The sequence below is a fragment of the Fibrobacter sp. UWH9 genome (genome assembly GCF_900129715.1).
Classification (GTDB): Bacteria; Fibrobacterota; Fibrobacteria; order Fibrobacterales; family Fibrobacteraceae; genus Fibrobacter.
On the sequence record NZ_FQWP01000004.1, the window covers coordinates 153,703 to 171,749 of the forward strand.

Consider the following 18,047-nt stretch of genomic DNA (forward strand, 5'->3'; position numbering starts at 1 on the left):
TGGTTCGAAGTACTGGGCGCGGGGCTTGAAATTTTACCCGCAAAATTTAGAAAAAAAGATAAATGAAAAATTGCGTTTGGAAATCGGCTTGCGTTGCATCTGTAGAATCAATCCTTTTTTTTTGAATTTTTATCTTGTAGGTGATTCAAGGAGAAGTTTCGATGAGAAAGTTGTTTTATGGAATAAGCGTTGTGGCCATGGCTTTGGGTATGGTGGCCTGTGACGATAGCGTTTCTTCTGCAAATAACGAAGATGCGGACAAGGAATCTTCATCGTCTGTTATTTCGGAGGACGCTTCATCTTCCAGTGTCAACCCAGGCTCTTCCAGTAGCAAGAAGGACGACCCGATGTCCAGTAGCAGTGTAGTTAGCTCTAGTAGCGAAAAGTCTTCTAGCTCTGTAAATTCGTCGTCATCGATTGAATCCAGTTCTTCTTCAAGTGTCACCCTGAGCGAAGTCGAAGGGTCTAGTTCCTCCAGTGTCATTCCGGGCTCCGACCCGGAATCCAGCAGCAGCGTAGAATCTAGTTCCAGCGTCATTGCGAGTAGTTCTTCTGAAGAACTGGTCAGTTCCAGCAGTTTCAATAAATCCTCCAGCAGCAGTCGTGGCCTTTTTGAAATGTCGAAGGATGAATTCTTGAATCCGAAGATCTCGTATGGCGAAATGACGGACTCCCGCGACAATAAGACCTACAAGACTGTAAAAATCGGTGACCAGGTGTGGATGGCCGAGAACCTGAACTACGATTACAACAAGGGAACTGCCAAGAGCTATTGTTACGGCGGCATAAAAGCCAACTGCGACGTGGCGGGTCGCCTTTACACCTGGGCCGTGGCCATTGACTCTGTTGCCTTGGCAAACGATGCAGACAATCCTCAGATTTGCGGTTATGGTAAGACCTGTACGCTGCCGACAGTTGTTCAAGGCGTGTGCCCCGAGGGCTGGCATTTGCCGACATACGACGAATGGCTAACTTTGTTCGAGGCTGTTGGTGGTTCCAGCGCTGCTGGTAAGGCTCTTAAGTCGGGCAGTGGCTGGTCCGACAATGGCAACGGAACGGATACCTACGGCTTCTCCGCGCTCCCTGCAGGCTACAGAGACGGCAATGGCGGTTTCTACTATGCCGGCGACTACGCCTTCTTCTGGTCTGCTAGCGAGGACACTAGCGACGGCGCCTGCTACATGCTCTTGTACTACCGCGACGAGTATGCCTACCTGGTCAACTACTTTAAGGACGACGGTTACTCAGTTCGTTGTCTCCAGAACTCTAACTAAACTTTTACCTAAAATAGGTTATCTAATTCATTTTATTCAATTTACTTACTGTATTGAATAAAAATTAACCTTTTTTATTCAATATGGTTGCTTTGTTGACTAAAAATGTTATTTTTAAGGCATGAAAAGTGCCGTGCTCAATCAGCGAAAAGAACGGGATCGCCTTTTGGCGGAGCCTTACCTTACGCGTCAAACAGTGTATGATTTTGATGCCTTGCTCCAGAGCCCGAACATAAAGTTGTTAACGGGGCCTCGTCGCGTGGGAAAATCCACCCAGGCTATTTTGATGCTGCGCGGGAAGAATTTTGCTTACCTGAATTTCGATGACAATGAATTGCTAAAAGGCTGGAACGAGGAACAGGCGGAAATGCTGCTGAACGAGGTGTACCCGAATTTTCAGTACATTTTGCTTGACGAAGTCCAGAATGTAAGTGGCTGGGATGTTTGGGTCGGCAAGCTTTTTCGTCGTGGGTACAACCTGGTTATAACAGGTAGTAACGCCAACATGCTTTCGGGAGAAATGGCAACCGTGCTTACGGGCCGATATCTTGAAATCAAGATGCTATCTTTTAGTTTGTTTGAGACAAGCTCGTTTAATCGGGAATTGACCAAGGACGATTATCTTAAAAACGGGGGCTATCCAGAAACGGTGTCGCAACGGGCCATAACGCAAACATACCTGCAGACACTGTTCGATTCCATTGTGTACAAGGATGTGGTTCGCAGGCACAAGATCCGAAATGTTACGGACTTGAATAATGTGGCTACTTTCCTTCTTGCAAATTTTACGGGAACGTTTAGCTACAACGATGTGGCGGACGACCTTGGCCTATCCAGCGTTGCCACGACAAAAAAGTTCATGGACTATTTGCATGAGCCATTCCTGTTCTATTATCTGGATAGATACAACAACAAATTGAAACTGATGAAAAAGGCTCCGCGCAAGGTCTATGTGGTTGACAATGGCTTTGTTTCGTCGAGGGCGTTTAGTCTTAGCGAAAATCTGGGAAAACTTCTGGAAAATCAAGTCTTTATTGAATTGCTTCGCCGTGGGTACGATACCGAAAAATCCTTGTTCTACTACCATTCCCGCAATGACAAGGAAACGGATTTTGTAGTTCGTGAAGGTGACAAGGTAAAGCAGCTAATTCAAGTTTGTTACGAGATGTCGAACGAAAAAACAGAAAAGCGAGAGGTGGGTAGCCTTGTGGAATGCGCCGGCGAACTGAAGTGCGATAACCTTACCATTGTAACATGGAATGATGAACGGCTCATTGAAAAGAACGGGTATGTTATTAAGGTTGTTCCCGTGGAAAAATTTTGAATGTTTTTTATCTTGTAGGTGATTCAAGGAGAAGTTTCGATGAGAAAGCTGTTTTATGGAATAAGCGTTGTGGCCATGGCTTTGGGTATGGTGGCCTGTGACGATAGCGTTTCTTCTGCAAATAACGAAGATGCGGACAAGGAATCTTCATCGTCTGTTATTTCGGAGGACGCTTCATCTTCCAGTGTCAAGCCCGGTTCCTCCAGCAGCAAGAAGGACGACCCGATGTCCAGTAGTAGTCGCGGTCTTTTTGATATGACGAAGGATGAATTTCTGAACCCGGAAATCACCTACGGCACCATGACTGATACTCGCGACAATAAAACCTACAAGATAGTTAAGATTGGCGATCAGGTGTGGATGGCCGAGAACCTGAATTACGCAGATTCTATAAAGACGCCGAGCCTGAAGGGCAATTCCTGGTGCTATGACAATAAGGCTGAAAACTGCGATGTAACCGGTCGCCTTTACACCTGGGCTGCAGCCATTGACTCTGTTGCCTTGGCAAATGATTCTGACGATCCTCAGACTTGCGGCTACGGCGAAGAATGTACGCTGCCGACAGTTGTTCAAGGTGTGTGCCCCGAAGGCTGGCACCTGCCGAGTTATGATGAATGGGAGACCTTGTTCAAGGCTGTTGGTGGTTCCAGCGCTGCTGGTAAGGCTCTTAAGTCGGGCAGTGGCTGGTCCGACAATGGCAACGGAACGGATACCTACGGCTTCTCCGCGCTCCCTGCAGGCCGCAGACTCAGCAGTGGCAGTTTCGGCGGTGCCGGCGGCAACGTCGGCTTCTGGTCTGCCTCTCAGTACGGGTACAGTGGCAGCGACGCCTACGGCATGCTCTTGAACTACGACTACGAGGATGCCCGCATGTACGACTACGAAAAGTACTTCGGTTACTCAGTGCGTTGTCTCCAAGGCTCCAACTAAACTTTTACCTAAAATAGATCATTTAGAACGAAAAGTTTGTGAAAAGGTGGTTGTTTAACTACCTTTTTTACGAAATTTTTGCTATTTTCAGGTGGTATGAGATACCTAACATTAGAAAAAGCCCTTGATGCGTGGAGAAAACTCCAGCCTATTTCAGATGAAAATAGGGCCCGTCTTGCTCGTCGTTTTTCCGTTGACTTCAACTATAACAGCAACCATATCGAGGGGAACACCCTTACTTATGGACAGACGGAAATCCTTTTGCTGTTCGGGAAGGTTATTGGTGAAGCGAATGTGCGGAGCGTTCAGGAGATGGTGGCCAGCGAAGTTTCTCTCAAGATGATGGTGGCTGAAGCTAAAATCAAGGAAACTCCACTTACACAGAATTTTATACGAGGCCTGCATCATACTCTACTGCGGGAGGATTATTCCGTTCATCGGGAACTGCCTGGTGGAATGCAAGTCGGGTATGTGGTTCACGCAGGGCAATACAAGACTCGCCCAAATAGTGTCATTACGCGTTATGGAGATCGGTTCGACTATGCGTCACCAGAAGAAACTCCTGCACTGATGACGGATTTGGTGGATTGGTATAATGCTGCAGAAAAAGAGGGGAAGTTGTCCCCTGTGGAATTGGCCGCGCTGTTCCATTATCGGTATATTAGAATCCACCCATTCGAAGATGGAAATGGTCGAATCGCTAGACTGCTTGTCAATTACATTTTGGCGAAACATGATATTCCCATGGTAGTTGTTCGCAGTCGAAAGAAAGACGAATACCTGGAAGCTTTGCATGCAGCCGATTTGGCTGTAGGAGCTGCGCCGACATTAGGCGCGAATGCCTCGTTGCGAACTATCGCTCCATTTCTCAAGTATTTTAAGAATATGGTGGCGCAAGAAATTGATGGCGATGTTCGCTTTCTTACAAAGTGTGGTGAAAATATCTGGTGGTATGATGGCGAGTGCGTTGAATTTCGCACCCCGAATTATGGCCGTATTTTGAACCTTATGCAAAGTGAACCGGTTTTGACGCTAGCCGATATCCAGCGAAAAATTGGTATTCGAATTTCAGCGGTTAACAAGCTGGTTCAGCACCTTCTTGATTGCCATTATATTGAACGCGGGAATGATGTTGGCAAATGGCATGTGTTTATCGTGCCGTCAGTTTAGAGACTTTGCAATATTAGAAATGCGAAAAAAGGACCTGAGTTTTCTCAGGTCCTTTCTGTTTCTAGATCCTGCTCCTTTGAACCTAAGAATTGTAAGGAACTAAAGTTCCAACAATTCTATATCGCTAACGCTCAGGATGACACCGTGAGGCACATGGTCTCCGCGATGTTCTAACTAGCTATTACTTGCAGCCTTTACAGCTTCGATGGTCTTTAACACGGAGCCGTCTTCGATTGCCTTCATGGCCATGTCGAAGCCTTCCTTGATGGTGGCGGCCTTCTTGCTGATGTAGAGGGCGGCGCCAGCGTTCAGGGCGCAAGCGTACTTGATGCCCGGACGGCCCTTGCCGTTCAACATGTCCAGACCCAGCTTGAAGTTTTCTTCGCCGGTGCCACCTGCCAGATCGTCTTCGTCCACAGCCGGGATGCCGAAGTCCTTGGGGTCGATACGGTAGGTCTTGTAAACGCCGTCTTCTAGGATTTCTGCAATGGTGGTGGGAACGCAGGGAGAAATTTCATCGTAGCCGTCGTCGCTCAAGGCGACCATGACACGCTTTGCACCCAGGGCATGAGCTGCCTTGGTGAAGGGTTCCAGCACAGCTTCGCTGTACACGCCCAGGCAGAGGTACTTGGCTTCTGCAGGGTTGGTGAGAGGTCCGATGAGGTTCATGATGGTCTTGATGCCGAGGCAACCACGGACAGGACCTGCGTAACGCATTGCACCGTGGTAGACCGGAGCCATCAAGAATACGAAACCGGTCTTCTGCAGAACTTCGGCAGCCTTTTCCGGAGTCATGTCAAGCTTGAAGCCTGCAGCGGTGTAGAAGTTTGCTGCACCAGACTTACTGGAAACGGCGCGGTTACCGTGCTTTGCAATCTTACAACCGCAGGTAGCTGCAATAAGGCCAGACATGGAGCTTACATTGAAGCTGCCCTTGCCGTCGCCACCGGTACCCACGATGTCGGTGAGTTCGTCGCCAGCAATGGGGAACTTGCGCTTCTTACGGCTGAGCACTGCGGCGCAGCCTGCGATTTCGTCAGCCACGGGACCCTTGCAGGAAAGTGCGGTAAGGATTGCTGCCATCTGGCGTTCATCCATAATGCCATCGGTCAAGTCGTCCATGAACATTTCAGCAGTTTCGCGAGTCAGGTCCTTGCCTTCCATGAGAGTGTTCAATACACCGCGAATGTTCTGCGGTTCACGACGGTAGTTGAGGAATGCCTTGAAGAAATCGGCTTCCCTGTCGCTGGCGATGGATTCCGGATGGAACTGGACACCTTCGATATCCAAGGTCTTGTGACGAATGCCCATAATGTCGCCGTCTGTGGCGCGGGCGGTCACTTCGAATTCCGGCGGGAGGGTGGTTTCGTCAATGACAAGGCTGTGGTAGCGGGTGAAGGAATTCTTTGCGCCCATGGTGCGGAAGAGACCCTTGCCGTCCAGGTTGATTTCTTCGACGATGCCGTGCTTGATGAACTTTGCGCCAACGATCTTTGCACCGAAAGCGTAGCCAATAGCCTGGTGACCAAGGCAGATGCCGAGAATGGGGAGCTTGCCTGCGAAGTGCTTGATGGCTTCAACAGAGATGCCTGCATCTTCAGGGCGACCCGGGCCCGGGCTCACAATGAGGCGGCTGGGGTTCAGGGCTTCGATGTCGGCGATGGTGCATTCCTTGCTGCGGAGCACGCGGATTTCTTCGTTAGTGATCTTGGCCAGAGCCTGGTAAACGTTATAAGTGAAAGAGTCGTAGTTGTCAATGAGTACAATCATGATAAAAAAGTGGTTAGTGGTTAGTGATTAGTGGTTGGTGATAAGTAGTTAGTGGTTAGTCGTTAGTGGCTTGTGATTGGTATCTGTCATTCACTGTTTACTAACCACTGTTTACTAATCACTACCTACTTCCTTCCAGGACTGCGCGGACAGCGCCCAGCTTTTCGTTAGTTTCTTCAAATTCGCGTTCTGCGTTGGAAGCGGCCACAATGCCACCGCCAGCCTGCAAGGTGATCTTCTTGCCCTGCTTCAAGCAGCAACGGATAGAAATACAGAAGTCCAGGTCGCCATCGGATTCGATGTAACCTACAGCGCCTGCATAGAAGCGACGTTTGACCTTTTCGAGGCCAGAAAGGATTTCGATAGCGCTGATCTTTGGAGCGCCACTAACGGTACCAGCGGGGAAGCTGGAACGAAGCACTTCAATAGACTTCTTGCCGGCGCTGACCTTACCCTGAACGTCAGAAACCAGATGAATCACGTGGCTGTACTTTTCGCATTCCATGAACTTCATGGCTTCCACAGTGCCAGCGGCACAGACGCGACCCAAATCGTTACGAGCCAAGTCAACGAGCATCAAGTGTTCTGCACGTTCCTTCGGGTCGTTCTTCAGTTCCTTCATCAGTTCATAATCTTCCTTTTCGTCCTTACCGCGGCGGCGGGTGCCTGCAATCGGATGGATGGTGGCGATACCATCACGGACGCGGACCAGGCTTTCGGGAGATGCGCCGATAAACTGGTGTGTGCCGTAATCCAGGTAGAACATGTAGGGGGACGGGTTCACGGAACGGAGGCGGCGGTAAATGTCCAGAGCCTCGATGTCGCTTTCGAACTGGATGCGGCGAGAAGGCACGGCCTGAACGATGTCGCCTGCCACAATGTGCTTCTGCAGTTCTTCCACCTTCTGGGTGTATTCTTCCTTGGACTTGGAAAGATCGGTAACGGTAACGCCCTTGGCCACTTCCGGTTCCGGAGCCAGGTAGCTGAAGTCCAGGTCGGCCAGGCGCTTCTTCACGTTTTCGATAGCGGCAGGCAGGTCCACCTGATGTTCTTCGTAGTTCAATGCGAACAGGTGAAGCTTTTCGGTGTAGTGGTCGAACACGATGTAGATGTGACCCACCATGAATTCAGCTTCGGGAATGTTCAGTTCATCCACCTGGGGAGCCAAGTGAATGGTATCGCAGCGGGCGCAGAATTCATAACCCAGGTAGCCCACGCCAGAAGAAGGAATCGGCATCTGGTTAGGCGGCACGGTGTTTTCGCCGGAAATGATCATGAGGGCGTCGAGAATGTCGCCTTCGCCTTCCTTCAGGAATACGCTTTCCTTGCCGTCGACGACAATGGAAACGTCCTTTTCGTTCTGGCGGAGACGGAAGGCTTCGTCGACCATCAAGGTCGAGTAGCGGCTACGGCCATGAGCGAAAGAAGCAGATTCAAAGATTGCCTTTGCTCCCAGCTTCTTGCCGAGAGAGAAAGGTGTGTAACGTTCGCCGGGGAGGGCGACGTAGATGCTGTCGGTACGAGGTTCCTTCATGTTCAATCCTTCGTTTTTCGTCGTCACCCTGAGTGAAGCGAAGGGTCCAGCATAGCATGGATTCTTTCACTGCGTTCAGAATGACGCACTTATTAAAATTCTTTTTGGCGAGGCTTTACGACCCGAAACAGGGTAGTGGTTCCGACCCGGAGGAATTCAATTTGTCTTGGAAAAAATTAAGGCCTCCAGGGAGTCTGGAAGCCTTGCCGCTTTGCTCTTACGCTTTAAACGCGCGATACAATTTGCAAATACCAGACTCTATGTTAGAGTCCGCGCCACCATCGGCCGTCGAATGCAACTGTAAGAGCATAAATCATCTTCATGTCCAAAATTTATGAATATCCCTACCTGTTGGCAAGGGATTTTTCGTAAAAAAGGGGCTGTAAAAACGTAAAAAATGTGCCGGTTGCTTTTTTTATCCAGTTCGCGTTAAATTGTCTGCAGTTTTATATATTATCTCCATCACTTCAAATTGGAGTGCTTTCTCTATATCCCTGGCCGGGCGCCCTTGTGGGCGGTATAAGCCTAACCAAATCGGGATTTCTTGCATCCTTTAAAAGTACTGTTCTGGGCCCTTTGGGGGGCTTTCAGCGGCGTTGCCTTTGCGCAGGCGGTCGCTTTGGATTTTGTGGACACGCCGATTGCAGATGTGGTCCGTTCTGTTTCGCGGGCCTATGATACGCCGATCCTGGTAGATGGAAATCTGGATATCCGTGTCACTTTTCACCTTGAGGGGGTGGGGGTGTTAGATGGACTAGCGGCCCTGTGTGAGGCTCATGGGCTAGAGCTGGCCCAGTCGGGAGAGGTGTTTCATGTGCGGCAGGCCCGCATTCGCGGGGAGCACCTGTTCTCTATGTATGATTCCCTGATTTCGATTTCGGTTAAGCAGAAGGGGATCGCAGACTTTATAAGGGAATTTGGAAATAACACGGGAATGAACGTCCTGATGATGGAAGGGGTACAGGGGGAAGTGAACGGCAATCTTCAAGGTGTAACGGCCGAAGAAGCTTTGCGTCTGCTGATGAAGTCTAATGGTTTCAAGTTGGTGCGGGACGGGGCTGCTTTTCGCGTAGAAAAAGCCGGTGATGCAGAATCTGAAAGCGTTACTGCCGATGGGGTTTCTGGAACTTTCGGTCATGCGGAGGTGGGGCAAGTCTTTTTGCAGAAGGATAGTTTGTGGGGAGATTCCTGCTATTCCATTGACGCCAATGAGGCTCCTCTAGAACGTGTGCTAAAGGAATTGTCTGATGTGGCGAACCTAGACCTGGCGCTTTATGGTGAAATGGCCGAAGTGGTTCGCCTCCGTTTGAAAAACGTACCGTTGGAGACGTTGCTGTCGGCTATTTTCAAGGACCGCCGTCTAGGATACTCCCTGGATCGTAAAACCCTGTATGTGGCTGGAACGGGACGTCTAGAGACGTTATCAATAACGCGGCTCTATACTCTGAAACATGTGCATACGGAACGGGCGCTGGGGCTCCTTTCCAAGTTTCCCCATAGTTCCGGTTTTGTGGCTGTAGAGGTAAAGGAGCAGAACAGCTTGCTGTTGAATGGCTCCGGCGAAGATATTCGCTTGGCTGAAGATTTGCTGTCCCAGGTAGATGTTCCTGCCTTGCAAGTGACATTGTCTTGTCTGATTGTAGAATTTAAACGGGGGAAAAATTTTGAAATCGGGATTCATGGTGGGGCGGCCCGTAAGACGGGGGAGAAAAATGTGGGCTTCCGTGGGTTCTGGGATTTTACAGATTCCCGTTGGCAAAAGTCGGGGGCCTTTGGAAAGGTGGGCGTGTTGCCGGACCGTTTTGAAATGGAATTGGCCGCCCTCGAAGAAAATAATTCTGCGGAAGTGTTGGCTCGGCCTAGGCTAGCCACGATTAACGGTAATAAAGCCGAATTGAATGTGACCAATACCGTCTACTATCTAGTGAGTCAAGTTTCGGCAGATGGCTATCCCATTACGGATTACCGCTCCTTTAATGATGGAATTTCTCTAGAAATCACGCCGACGGTCACGCAGGACGGAAGTATTACCCTGGAAGTTTCGCCAGAAATAAAGACCGCTGGACGTAGTACCGGAGATGGTCCACGAGACATTAGTACCCGCAATCTAAAAACGGTTGTGGTGTTGAAGGATGGGGAAACTTTTTGTCTTGGCGGGCTAATCCGCAAGAACAAAACGGAGGTGCGGTCGGCTGTCCCCTTTTTGGGAAGTTTGCCGTTGGTGGGTCGATTGTTCAGCTATGTGTCGGAGGAAGAAGAGGAAAATGAACTTGCCATTTTTATAACGCCTCATATAGAAGACCTGAATTATCTTGAAGGTGGGCATGTTCCATGATAAAGCGATGTTATTCTGCTGATTGTGAATTGCTGACCTGGGAATGGACGACGACTTACGACAAGTCTCCCACGGTGCAGGAATTGCATGAATCCTTTGAAATGGATTTCCCCTTGACGTGCGAAAGGTTGCGGATGGCTGGTAGGCGCTATTGGCTGTTTCCCCTGATATCCTTTAATTCGGCTGAAGGCCGTCGTTTCCGTTATCTGGCCGTTCTTGGTTGCGAAGATCTAGAACCTTGTAAAGGGATTGTTGGATGGAGGAAAAACTTGGGCTTGGTTCGGATGCTTCCAAAAAGTTTTTGGATTTATGGGGCCGCCGATGAAATCCTGCGAGGTAGTCAACTAATGTGCAAGGACTGGGGTGGGAATGGGCTGTTCTATTTTTTGGAAGGAGGGACGCTCACTGTATTGATTTTCTTTGAAGGGCGTCTTTGCCATTGGCTAGAGGAAACCGGCTATGAAAAAGATGATTCTTTGAAAAATCGACTTGAAACCTTGAGGGGCTTTGTGAAGCAAGACGCTCTTTTTAGTCGATATGAAACTATGGAATTCATACGGATTGAGTGTCCGAAAGATGTATCGCAAACGGTCTGGAAAAACGGCTTGTTTAAAAGGGCTGCCATGGATCCCTTGGGGCGAGAAATCAATTTGTGTGATGATAATCGGTTTGTTGGCTTGTCGAGGTACGCCATCTTTTTTGTTGTGTTCGCATTTCTTTTAATTGGAGCGTGGCTGTGGTGGATCGGCTCCTCGAAAAAATCAATTCCCCTGGAAGATGTGGTTCCTCCGGAACTGACTACGGTTCCTGAATTGCCTATGGTGTCTGAAGAAACAGTCTCTGAAAAAGTGACGGAGTTAAAACCCTACATGGGGACTGTGACTATGAAATGCGATTCTTCTGTGCGGGTACAGGGGGTTGTGTCTGGGAAGTTGTTTATTTCGGATGGAAAAACTTTTTTTAGGGGAGATTCTCTTGGAGGGCTTGTTGTGCGGGACGTTCTAAAAAATGGTGTTCTCTTTTCTTGCAGAAATAAACAGTTTTTTGTGGAGGTTAAATGAAGGGGGCTGTGTTGCCCGTCGTGGTGGTAATCTTGTTATGTGTCGGTTTTATGGTCTCCGCCTTGCTGTCTATGCCAGGGGGTGTCTTGCGAAAGGCGAAATCTCTAGAAAAGGATCTGCAGACCTTGTATGATAGTGAATCTAGAATGCTAATGCACTTGGAGGGGTTCGTCGATACTAGTGTTGATTGTGCTCCGGCAGGCCCATGGGTGGAACTATCGACTCCTGTGGATTCTCTTCGGCGTCTTAAGGTTTTGGCGGGACGTCGTTTGGATTCTTCAGAAAATTCTTCGCAGATACCGCGCCTGCTGAAGAAAAATATCGTCGAAAATTTTCGGACAAATCTCAACCGGGAAATCCTGCTGAAAAAGAACCTCATCATAAAATCGGGCAACCGCCGTCTGATGGGACCTGCAGAAAATATTTCCCTGTTTGTTCAGGACGGAGATTTGCTGGTGGACTATTTCGGATCCGCCCAATCCTGTAATTTTAAGTCCACGGGGAGTATCTCTGTTCGAGGTTCCGCAATGTTTGATACTTTGCGATTGTATGCTGCCGGGATGATAGCTTTGTCTGGCCATGTCAGGGCTGGGTGGCTTGAAACCTATAGTTCTGATCAGCAGGAAGTTTCTGGAAATGTTCGTTTTTCTGGAGCCCTCCTGGCAGATGGTCCCGTTGTTTTGCGACAGCACGCCTTGGGGGAATATCCTTCTGCCTTGATGTCGTTGAACGATTCTGTGGAATATGCTCCCCGGAATATATCCGCTCCATTGTTGCTTCCTGCCAGAGATTTGGCTTCGGACGGCAATTCGTTTTTGTCTGGCCTTGAACCGTTTCGCTGGAGCCTGCAATGAACCTAAACTCTTGCCGAGGCTTTACCTTAATGGAGGTCTGGACAGCGGTTGTGGTCATGTCTGTCGGGATGTTGGCGGTTGACCGTATGTTCGACTTCTTTAATCGAATGAAGACGGCTGAACGCAATCAAACTCTGGCCTTTGAATCGGCTGTCACTAAGGTTGAAAGCTTTGTTTTAAATCCGCCTCCCTGCAATCAGCTTGACTCGGTGTTGCCAGGAACCGGTCTCGCGTGGGCTGATGTTCTTGTAACTCCAGAACCTCCTGCTCATCCGGTTCATTTTAGAAGGCTTGTCCAATGCAAACGATAATCCGTCTGCAGAAAAATAGAGGCTTTACCTTGATGGAATTGATGGTTGCCGTGTCTGTTGCGTCCGTCGTTACATTGTCTGCATTTTTGTTTTATGTCAGATATCATGAAGCGACGTTACACCTTCAACGAAAATACATCACGGAATCTCGAATTCAGATAGAACAAATGAATGGGGTTCTTCCCTATGGTAAGGGGCGATGTTATCAAAGACGGTAAATGCCTGATGCTAGAAAAAAAAAGAAACCCCGGCGAAAAAGCCGGGGTTTAATCTCTAGGTGGGTTAGCTGTTAGCCTTGACCCTTGTCCACGTCTTCAACGAAATGATTTTCGTCCTTGCGAGCCTTGTGAACTTCAACCAGGTTGCCCAGGTAATGCATGAAGCTCAGAACGCCAACAGAAAGGAAACCGATGGAGTAGAGGGCGAGGAACGGTCCGATAATGAACTTCTGTGCGCCGATGTATTCCAGCATACCGAAGATACAGTAGACGCCAACGCCCAGTTCAAGGATTGCCTGCCAGGGGAACTTCTGCTTGTAGTGGCTGGTAGCCTTCTTCTTCTGGCCGACACCGCTCTTGGGGGTGCGGACGAAGCCGCTCTTGCGGCCGGTGATTGCGGCGAACACAGCCTTGGAGTTGCTGACTGCGATACCTACACCCAGTGCCATAAGGATCGGCATGCTGAGGAGGCGGACCTTCCAACCGGTATAGCCGGAGCAACGCTGTGCAACAAAGTAAAGAACAGAAGGAGCGATTGCAGCGAGGAAGATGAATGTGAAGCCTACTGTGTAAACCCAGACCGGCAGGTTAGCTACGGGCTGGAAGAATGCCAGCAGGGGCCATGCGCAAAGTGCAGTGAACAACATGCAGGGGTGAATAGAATAGTGAGTCGTATGAAGGATTGCACCAATCTTTACGCGAGTCGGAACGTTGGACTTGAGAACGCGGGGCAGAATCTTGATTGCGGTCTGGATAGAGCCCTTTGCCCAACGGAACTGCTGAGCCTTGAAGGAGTTGATATCGTTGGGGAGTTCTGCAGGAACGATCACGTCGAACACGAACTTCATCTTCCAACCAGCAAGCTGAGAACGGTAAGAAAGGTCCATGTCTTCGGTCAAGGTATCGCCTTCCCAGCCGCCACCGCCATAGATGGCCTGCTTGCGCCAGACACCTGCGGTACCGTTAAAGTTCATAAAGAGCTTGCCCCAGCTACGTGCAGACTGTTCCACCACGAAGTGGCCGTCGATACCGATAGACTGAGCGAGAGTAAGACCGGATTCGGTGCGGTTCAGATGACCCCAGCGACCCTGGACCAGGCCCACCTGTTCGTCCATGACCATGTAGGGGATGGTCTTCAGGAGGAAGTCCTTCTCCGGTACGAAGTCGGCGTCGAAGATTGCAAGGAATTCACCCTTGGCGACAGCCATGGCTTCCTTAAGAGCGCCGGCCTTGAATTCCTGACGGTTGGTGCGGTGGATGAGCTTGATGTCGTAGCCCTTGGCTGCCAGTTCTTCCACCTTCTTCTTGGCGACTTCATAGCATTCGTCGGTGGAGTCGTCCAGCACCTGGATTTCGTGCTTGTCCTTGGGGTAGTCTATGGCGCATACGGCCTCAAGGAGTCGTTCGACACAGTTAGCTTCGTTGAATACGGGAAGCTGGGTGGTGACTTGAGGCAGGTCTGCCATGCTGTGTTCGCGATAGAACTGCAAGATTTTCTTGCGGTCGGAAAGGCGTGTGGTACGGCTGTTCTTGAGGAACAGGTAGATGCTGTAGTAGCAGCTGAAGCCGTAGATGACGAGTCCAACACCCGCGATCACGTAGACCGCGAACATGATGTCCAGTAGGATTGTACTGATTGCCATAATAACCGTATAACCTGTATTAAAATAATGGCCTTTTTCAAGGTTTGGGGCCAAATATAGAAACCCAATGTGAAGTTTGCTACATTATATTGTGATTATCTGGTGTTTTTTACCTAAAATTTGGTCAAATATGGCTGGCGAATTGGAAAAAAGTCCTATCATGAAATGGTTGACCGCCAATCAGGGGCTGTCTAATTTTGATGAATCCTTAAAAAAGTTGCTGGCTTTTGCCTGCGCCGACTGGATTCGTCGTGGTTCCGGCAGGGTGGTTCCGCCGGAAGAGGCTCTTGCCATGGTGGTTGCCGCCAATTTGCCCGGAATTCCCATGGGACCATGGCTAGAGGACCCATGTGCCAATGGTATTAAAATTGCCGAATTTTGCGAAAAAATAAAGGTTTTGGAACTGCCGAAGGAACTTTGTTCTGATTTTCCTGAACTTTTGGACTTGCGCGGGGTGGTATGCCCCAGAAACGCGGCCCGCAGTCGGCTGGTGCTTGCCGGAGCTCCCAAGGGGACCCGTATGACCATCTATCTAGATGAGGGGTCGCCCATCGAAAACGTACCCCAGTCCTTGGTCGCCGATGGCCATATTGTGGAAAATCGCGAAAAAAAAGGAAATTTTTGGTCTATAAGTGTGGTTTGCGGCGGTGCAATTGTGTAGATTATAACATGTGGAAAACCGTATATTGATATTAGGCGATGAATTTCTGGGAGAACAGGGCGAGGCAGCAAACCGTTGCTCCGAAATGATCCTGTGTCGAGAAGCTAATCGGCCTATCCAGTTTTCCATCAATGCGCCTGCCCCCCAGAGCATGGCTCAGCTTTTGACCCGGGCTTCTTCCGACATTATCGGCAAAAAGGCTGGCCGCCTTATCATAGGTCTTGGACTTCGCGAACTGAAGCGGGGCGGTGTAGACTATAATGGCGTTTTTGATCGGTATAGCGCATTGGCTAGCGAACTCCTGAACAAGACAACCGCTCCACTGCATTTTTTGACTATTCCCGAAGACATGTTTCCTCCGGAACCGGCGCAGTTGACAGCCCTGAACGAACGAATTTTTGAATTGGCCGGACGAAACGAGAAGCGGGTCTTTGTAGAAGATTTCGCAGCCCATGCCGCAAAATACAAGGAAAAACAGCTTGAAAGGGGCAAGTTTGGACGTAGCCTCTACACAGAAGAGGGAAGGGCTACCCCCTTGTGCAATATGCTGCTGGGTTTATTCATGTATGATTTTATAATTAGAGAAATAAAATAAGAAAAGGTGGAATAATGGAAATCAAGACTGAAAAGAAGCGTACTCCCCGTGAACCTGCCGTTCCCCAGATGGGTATCTGCGACAAGTGCAAGACTGAAGCCCTCCTTAAGAAGTTCCGTTTCAAGGAAACTTCTATTTCTGACGGCGCGGCAAGCTTTGGTACCGTGGTCAAGCGTCTCTGCGAAAATTGCGCTCCCAAGTCAAAGGCTCAGAAAGAGGCTGACGTTCCTTCCATGTCTAGCAAGGAAATCAGGAATCTGATGCGCTCCGTGAAGAAGAGCCTCCGCTAGAGGGCGGCTTCAAATAGGTAATTTTTACCCTTAACGAATTTCTTGGATTTAATTAAATTTGGGCCGCTTTTTAAAGGGAGAAGCCCAAATGTCTAACGTTAATGCCAAAGAATCCGTCAAGAAATTCTTGACCGAATCTGTAGCGACTGTTACCCCCGAACTTGTAAAGTCCATTAAGAGGGGATATACCAAGCAAAATCTTATTAGCGACTTGATGTCCGGCGTTATCGTCGGCATCCTGGCATTGCCTCTGGCAATCGCTTTCGCTATCGCTTCTGGCGTGGGTCCTGAACAGGGCCTCTACACTGCCATCATTGCTGGTTTCACCATCAGCCTTTTGGGTGGTTCCCGTTTCCAGATTGGCGGTCCCACTGGTGCCTTCATCGTGATCGTGTACGGCATCGTTAGCCAGTATGGTTACGATGGCCTCGCTTCCGCAACGCTCCTAGCCGGTATCATTCTTATTGTCTTCGGCCTTGCCAAGTTTGGTGCCATCATCAAGTTCATCCCGTATCCGGTGACTGTGGGCTTTACTGCCGGTATCGCCGTGATCATCGCTTTGGGTCAGGTTCCCAACTTCTTCGGTCTGAAGTTCCTGGCTAAGGACCCTGCCGACGCCGTGGGCAAGATCAAGCTCTATGTTTCCTCGTTCGACACTGTAAACGTATACTCCGTGATTATCGGTGTTATCGCCTTGGCCGTCTGCATTCTTTGGCCGAAGATCACCACCAAGGTTCCGGGTTCCCTCATCGCCATTATCGTTGCTACCGTCATTGTCAAGGTGCTTGGCTGGGACGACCCCATTAACGGCCACGGCGTCATGACCATCGGTATGAAGAACCATATCCCGTCTGGTTTCCCCACTCCGCATCTTCCGAACATCAGCCTTTCCATGATGCGCGAAGTGTTCCAGCCTGCTTTGACTATCGCTATTCTCGGTGCTATCGAATCCCTGCTTTCTGCTGTGGTGGCCGACGGTATGACTTCTACCAAGCATCGCTCCAACACTGAACTTTTCGGTCAGGGCGTGGCTAACCTTCTTTCTCCCATGTTCGGTGGTATTCCGGCTACTGGCGCTATTGCCCGTACTGCAACCAACATCCGTAATGGTGCCGTTTCCCCGATTTCCGGTCTCGTTCATGCTGTTGTGCTCCTGCTCATCATGCTGGTTCTGGGTAAGTATGCCGAAATGATTCCTATGGCTGCCCTTGCCGCAGTGCTTTTCCAGGTGGCATTCAATATGTGCGGCTATCGCGCTGTGATCAAGATGTTCAAGCTTCCCAAGAGCGACGTAATCGTTATGCTGGTGGCTTTCTTCCTGACCGTGATTATCGATCTGACTGTGGCTATCGAAGTGGGCGTGCTCCTTGCTGCCATCCTCTTCATCAAGCGCATGAGTGAAGTTGCCGAAGTGGATGCCGTTACCGATGCAATCCGTGCCGATGACGAAGAAGTCTCGCACACCGAATTTGCCCGTCAGGTTCCCAAGGGCGTTGTGGTTTATGAACTTGCCGGTTCCCTGTTCTTTGGTGCTGTAGACAAGTTCAAGGAAACCCTGAACCGCATTGCAGTGAAGCCCAAGATCCTCATCTTACGCATGCGTAGCGTTTCCAGCATCGATGCAGCCGGTATCAACATGATCGAAGACCTGCTGAACCACTGCAAGGCCGACGGTACCCAGCTGCTCCTTTCCGGTGTGCACGCCCAGCCGGTGGTGGCCCTGACCCGCGCAGGTGTGCTGAAGCAGCTTGGCGAAGAAAACGCCTTGGGTAACATCGATGCCGCCTTGAACCGTGCCCGCGAACTTCTGGGCCTGCCTGTGGTTGACGCTTCCGTAGATCCGAACCCCACTGTGAGCTGGGAAAAGGGTCTCGACAAGCCCTGGCTGCCTGAAGAATCCAACGCAGCCGTGGCCGAAGGTACTCCCGAAGTCATCGCAGAAAAGGTTGCTGAAGAACCTGTCTGGAAGCTGAAATAATTAGATCCTATCTATGAATTTTAAGAGTCGTAGGGCTTTGCCCTGCGACTTTTTTGTTCTCAAAAAATATGTTGAGAATTGCTGTTGTGAATTATCTCA

Annotated in this window: 16 protein-coding genes; 13 read left to right on the plus strand and 3 right to left on the minus strand. The window is 49.7% G+C overall.

All coding sequences use genetic code 11. The features are described from left to right. Positions 1-161: 161 nt before the first annotated feature. From BUB94_RS05195 to BUB94_RS05210, 4 genes are all read left to right on the plus strand, one after another. Positions 162-1,274 (plus strand): fibrobacter succinogenes major paralogous domain-containing protein, encoded by a 1,113-nt coding sequence (locus BUB94_RS05195; protein ID WP_073234804.1) that lies wholly within the window; start codon positions 162-164, stop codon positions 1,272-1,274. A 121-nt stretch (positions 1,275-1,395) separates the two neighbouring features. Continuing rightward, positions 1,396-2,598, plus strand: a complete 1,203-nt coding sequence (locus BUB94_RS05200; RefSeq protein ID WP_073234807.1) for an ATP-binding protein — start codon at positions 1,396-1,398, stop codon at positions 2,596-2,598. A 39-nt stretch (positions 2,599-2,637) separates the two neighbouring features. Further along, positions 2,638-3,528 (plus strand): fibrobacter succinogenes major paralogous domain-containing protein, encoded by an 891-nt coding sequence (locus BUB94_RS05205; RefSeq protein ID WP_139260137.1) that lies wholly within the window; start codon positions 2,638-2,640, stop codon positions 3,526-3,528. 96 nt (positions 3,529-3,624) lie between these two features. Further along, the gene (locus BUB94_RS05210; protein ID WP_073234810.1) at positions 3,625-4,698 is read left to right on the plus strand and encodes a Fic family protein; all 1,074 of its coding nucleotides are present in this window, start codon (positions 3,625-3,627) and stop codon (positions 4,696-4,698) included. A 174-nt stretch (positions 4,699-4,872) separates the two neighbouring features. Here the strand turns inward: BUB94_RS05210 and BUB94_RS05215 are convergent, their stop codons facing one another. After that, complete coding sequence (locus tag BUB94_RS05215) at positions 4,873-6,468, minus strand: bifunctional anthranilate synthase component II/anthranilate phosphoribosyltransferase (RefSeq protein WP_073234813.1); 1,596 nt, start codon at positions 6,466-6,468, stop codon at positions 4,873-4,875. 121 nt (positions 6,469-6,589) lie between these two features. Then, positions 6,590-8,002, minus strand: a complete 1,413-nt coding sequence (locus BUB94_RS05220) for an anthranilate synthase component I family protein (protein WP_073234816.1) — start codon at positions 8,000-8,002, stop codon at positions 6,590-6,592. A 628-nt stretch (positions 8,003-8,630) separates the two neighbouring features. On the opposite strand from BUB94_RS05220, the gene BUB94_RS05225 reads away from it, so the two are divergent. The 5 genes from BUB94_RS05225 (at position 8,631) to BUB94_RS17455 (ending at position 12,781) form a co-directional block, all read left to right on the plus strand. Next, positions 8,631-10,337, plus strand: a complete 1,707-nt coding sequence (locus BUB94_RS05225; protein ID WP_254793679.1) for a type II and III secretion system protein — start codon at positions 8,631-8,633, stop codon at positions 10,335-10,337. Then, a complete protein-coding gene (locus tag BUB94_RS05230; RefSeq protein WP_073234822.1) occupies positions 10,334-11,398 on the plus strand; it encodes a hypothetical protein in 1,065 nt (354 codons plus the stop codon). The genes BUB94_RS05225 and BUB94_RS05230 overlap by 4 nt, the downstream gene beginning before the upstream one ends. Positions 11,399-11,484: 86 nt before the next feature. Further along, positions 11,485-12,252, plus strand: coding sequence for a hypothetical protein (locus BUB94_RS05235; RefSeq protein WP_139260139.1), 768 nt, complete (start codon positions 11,485-11,487; stop codon positions 12,250-12,252). Beyond that, a complete protein-coding gene (locus tag BUB94_RS05240) occupies positions 12,249-12,563 on the plus strand; it encodes a type IV pilus modification PilV family protein (protein ID WP_073284562.1) in 315 nt (104 codons plus the stop codon). Before BUB94_RS05235 ends, BUB94_RS05240 begins: the two co-directional genes overlap by 4 nt. Beyond that, a complete protein-coding gene (locus tag BUB94_RS17455; protein ID WP_073234831.1) occupies positions 12,551-12,781 on the plus strand; it encodes a prepilin-type N-terminal cleavage/methylation domain-containing protein in 231 nt (76 codons plus the stop codon). Before BUB94_RS05240 ends, BUB94_RS17455 begins: the two co-directional genes overlap by 13 nt. Before the next feature lie 71 nt (positions 12,782-12,852). On the opposite strand, the gene BUB94_RS05250 is transcribed toward BUB94_RS17455, so the two are convergent. After that, entirely contained in the window at positions 12,853-14,424 is a 1,572-nt protein-coding gene (locus BUB94_RS05250) for a glycosyltransferase (RefSeq protein ID WP_170932275.1), read from the minus strand. Positions 14,425-14,554: 130 nt separating this feature from the next. Here BUB94_RS05250 and BUB94_RS05255 point away from each other — a divergent pair, with 130 nt between their 5' ends. From BUB94_RS05255 to BUB94_RS05270, 4 genes are all read left to right on the plus strand, one after another. Then, positions 14,555-15,085 (plus strand): sulfurtransferase TusA family protein, encoded by a 531-nt coding sequence (locus tag BUB94_RS05255; RefSeq protein WP_073158035.1) that lies wholly within the window; start codon positions 14,555-14,557, stop codon positions 15,083-15,085. 10 nt (positions 15,086-15,095) lie between these two features. Beyond that, entirely contained in the window at positions 15,096-15,680 is a 585-nt protein-coding gene (locus tag BUB94_RS05260) for a hypothetical protein (RefSeq protein WP_073158038.1), read from the plus strand. A gap of 14 nt (positions 15,681-15,694) precedes the next feature. Beyond that, positions 15,695-15,970, plus strand: coding sequence for a hypothetical protein (locus tag BUB94_RS05265; RefSeq protein ID WP_073234834.1), 276 nt, complete (start codon positions 15,695-15,697; stop codon positions 15,968-15,970). 88 nt (positions 15,971-16,058) lie between these two features. After that, positions 16,059-17,948, plus strand: a complete 1,890-nt coding sequence (locus tag BUB94_RS05270; RefSeq protein WP_073158044.1) for a SulP family inorganic anion transporter — start codon at positions 16,059-16,061, stop codon at positions 17,946-17,948. Positions 17,949-18,047 lie beyond the last annotated feature (99 nt).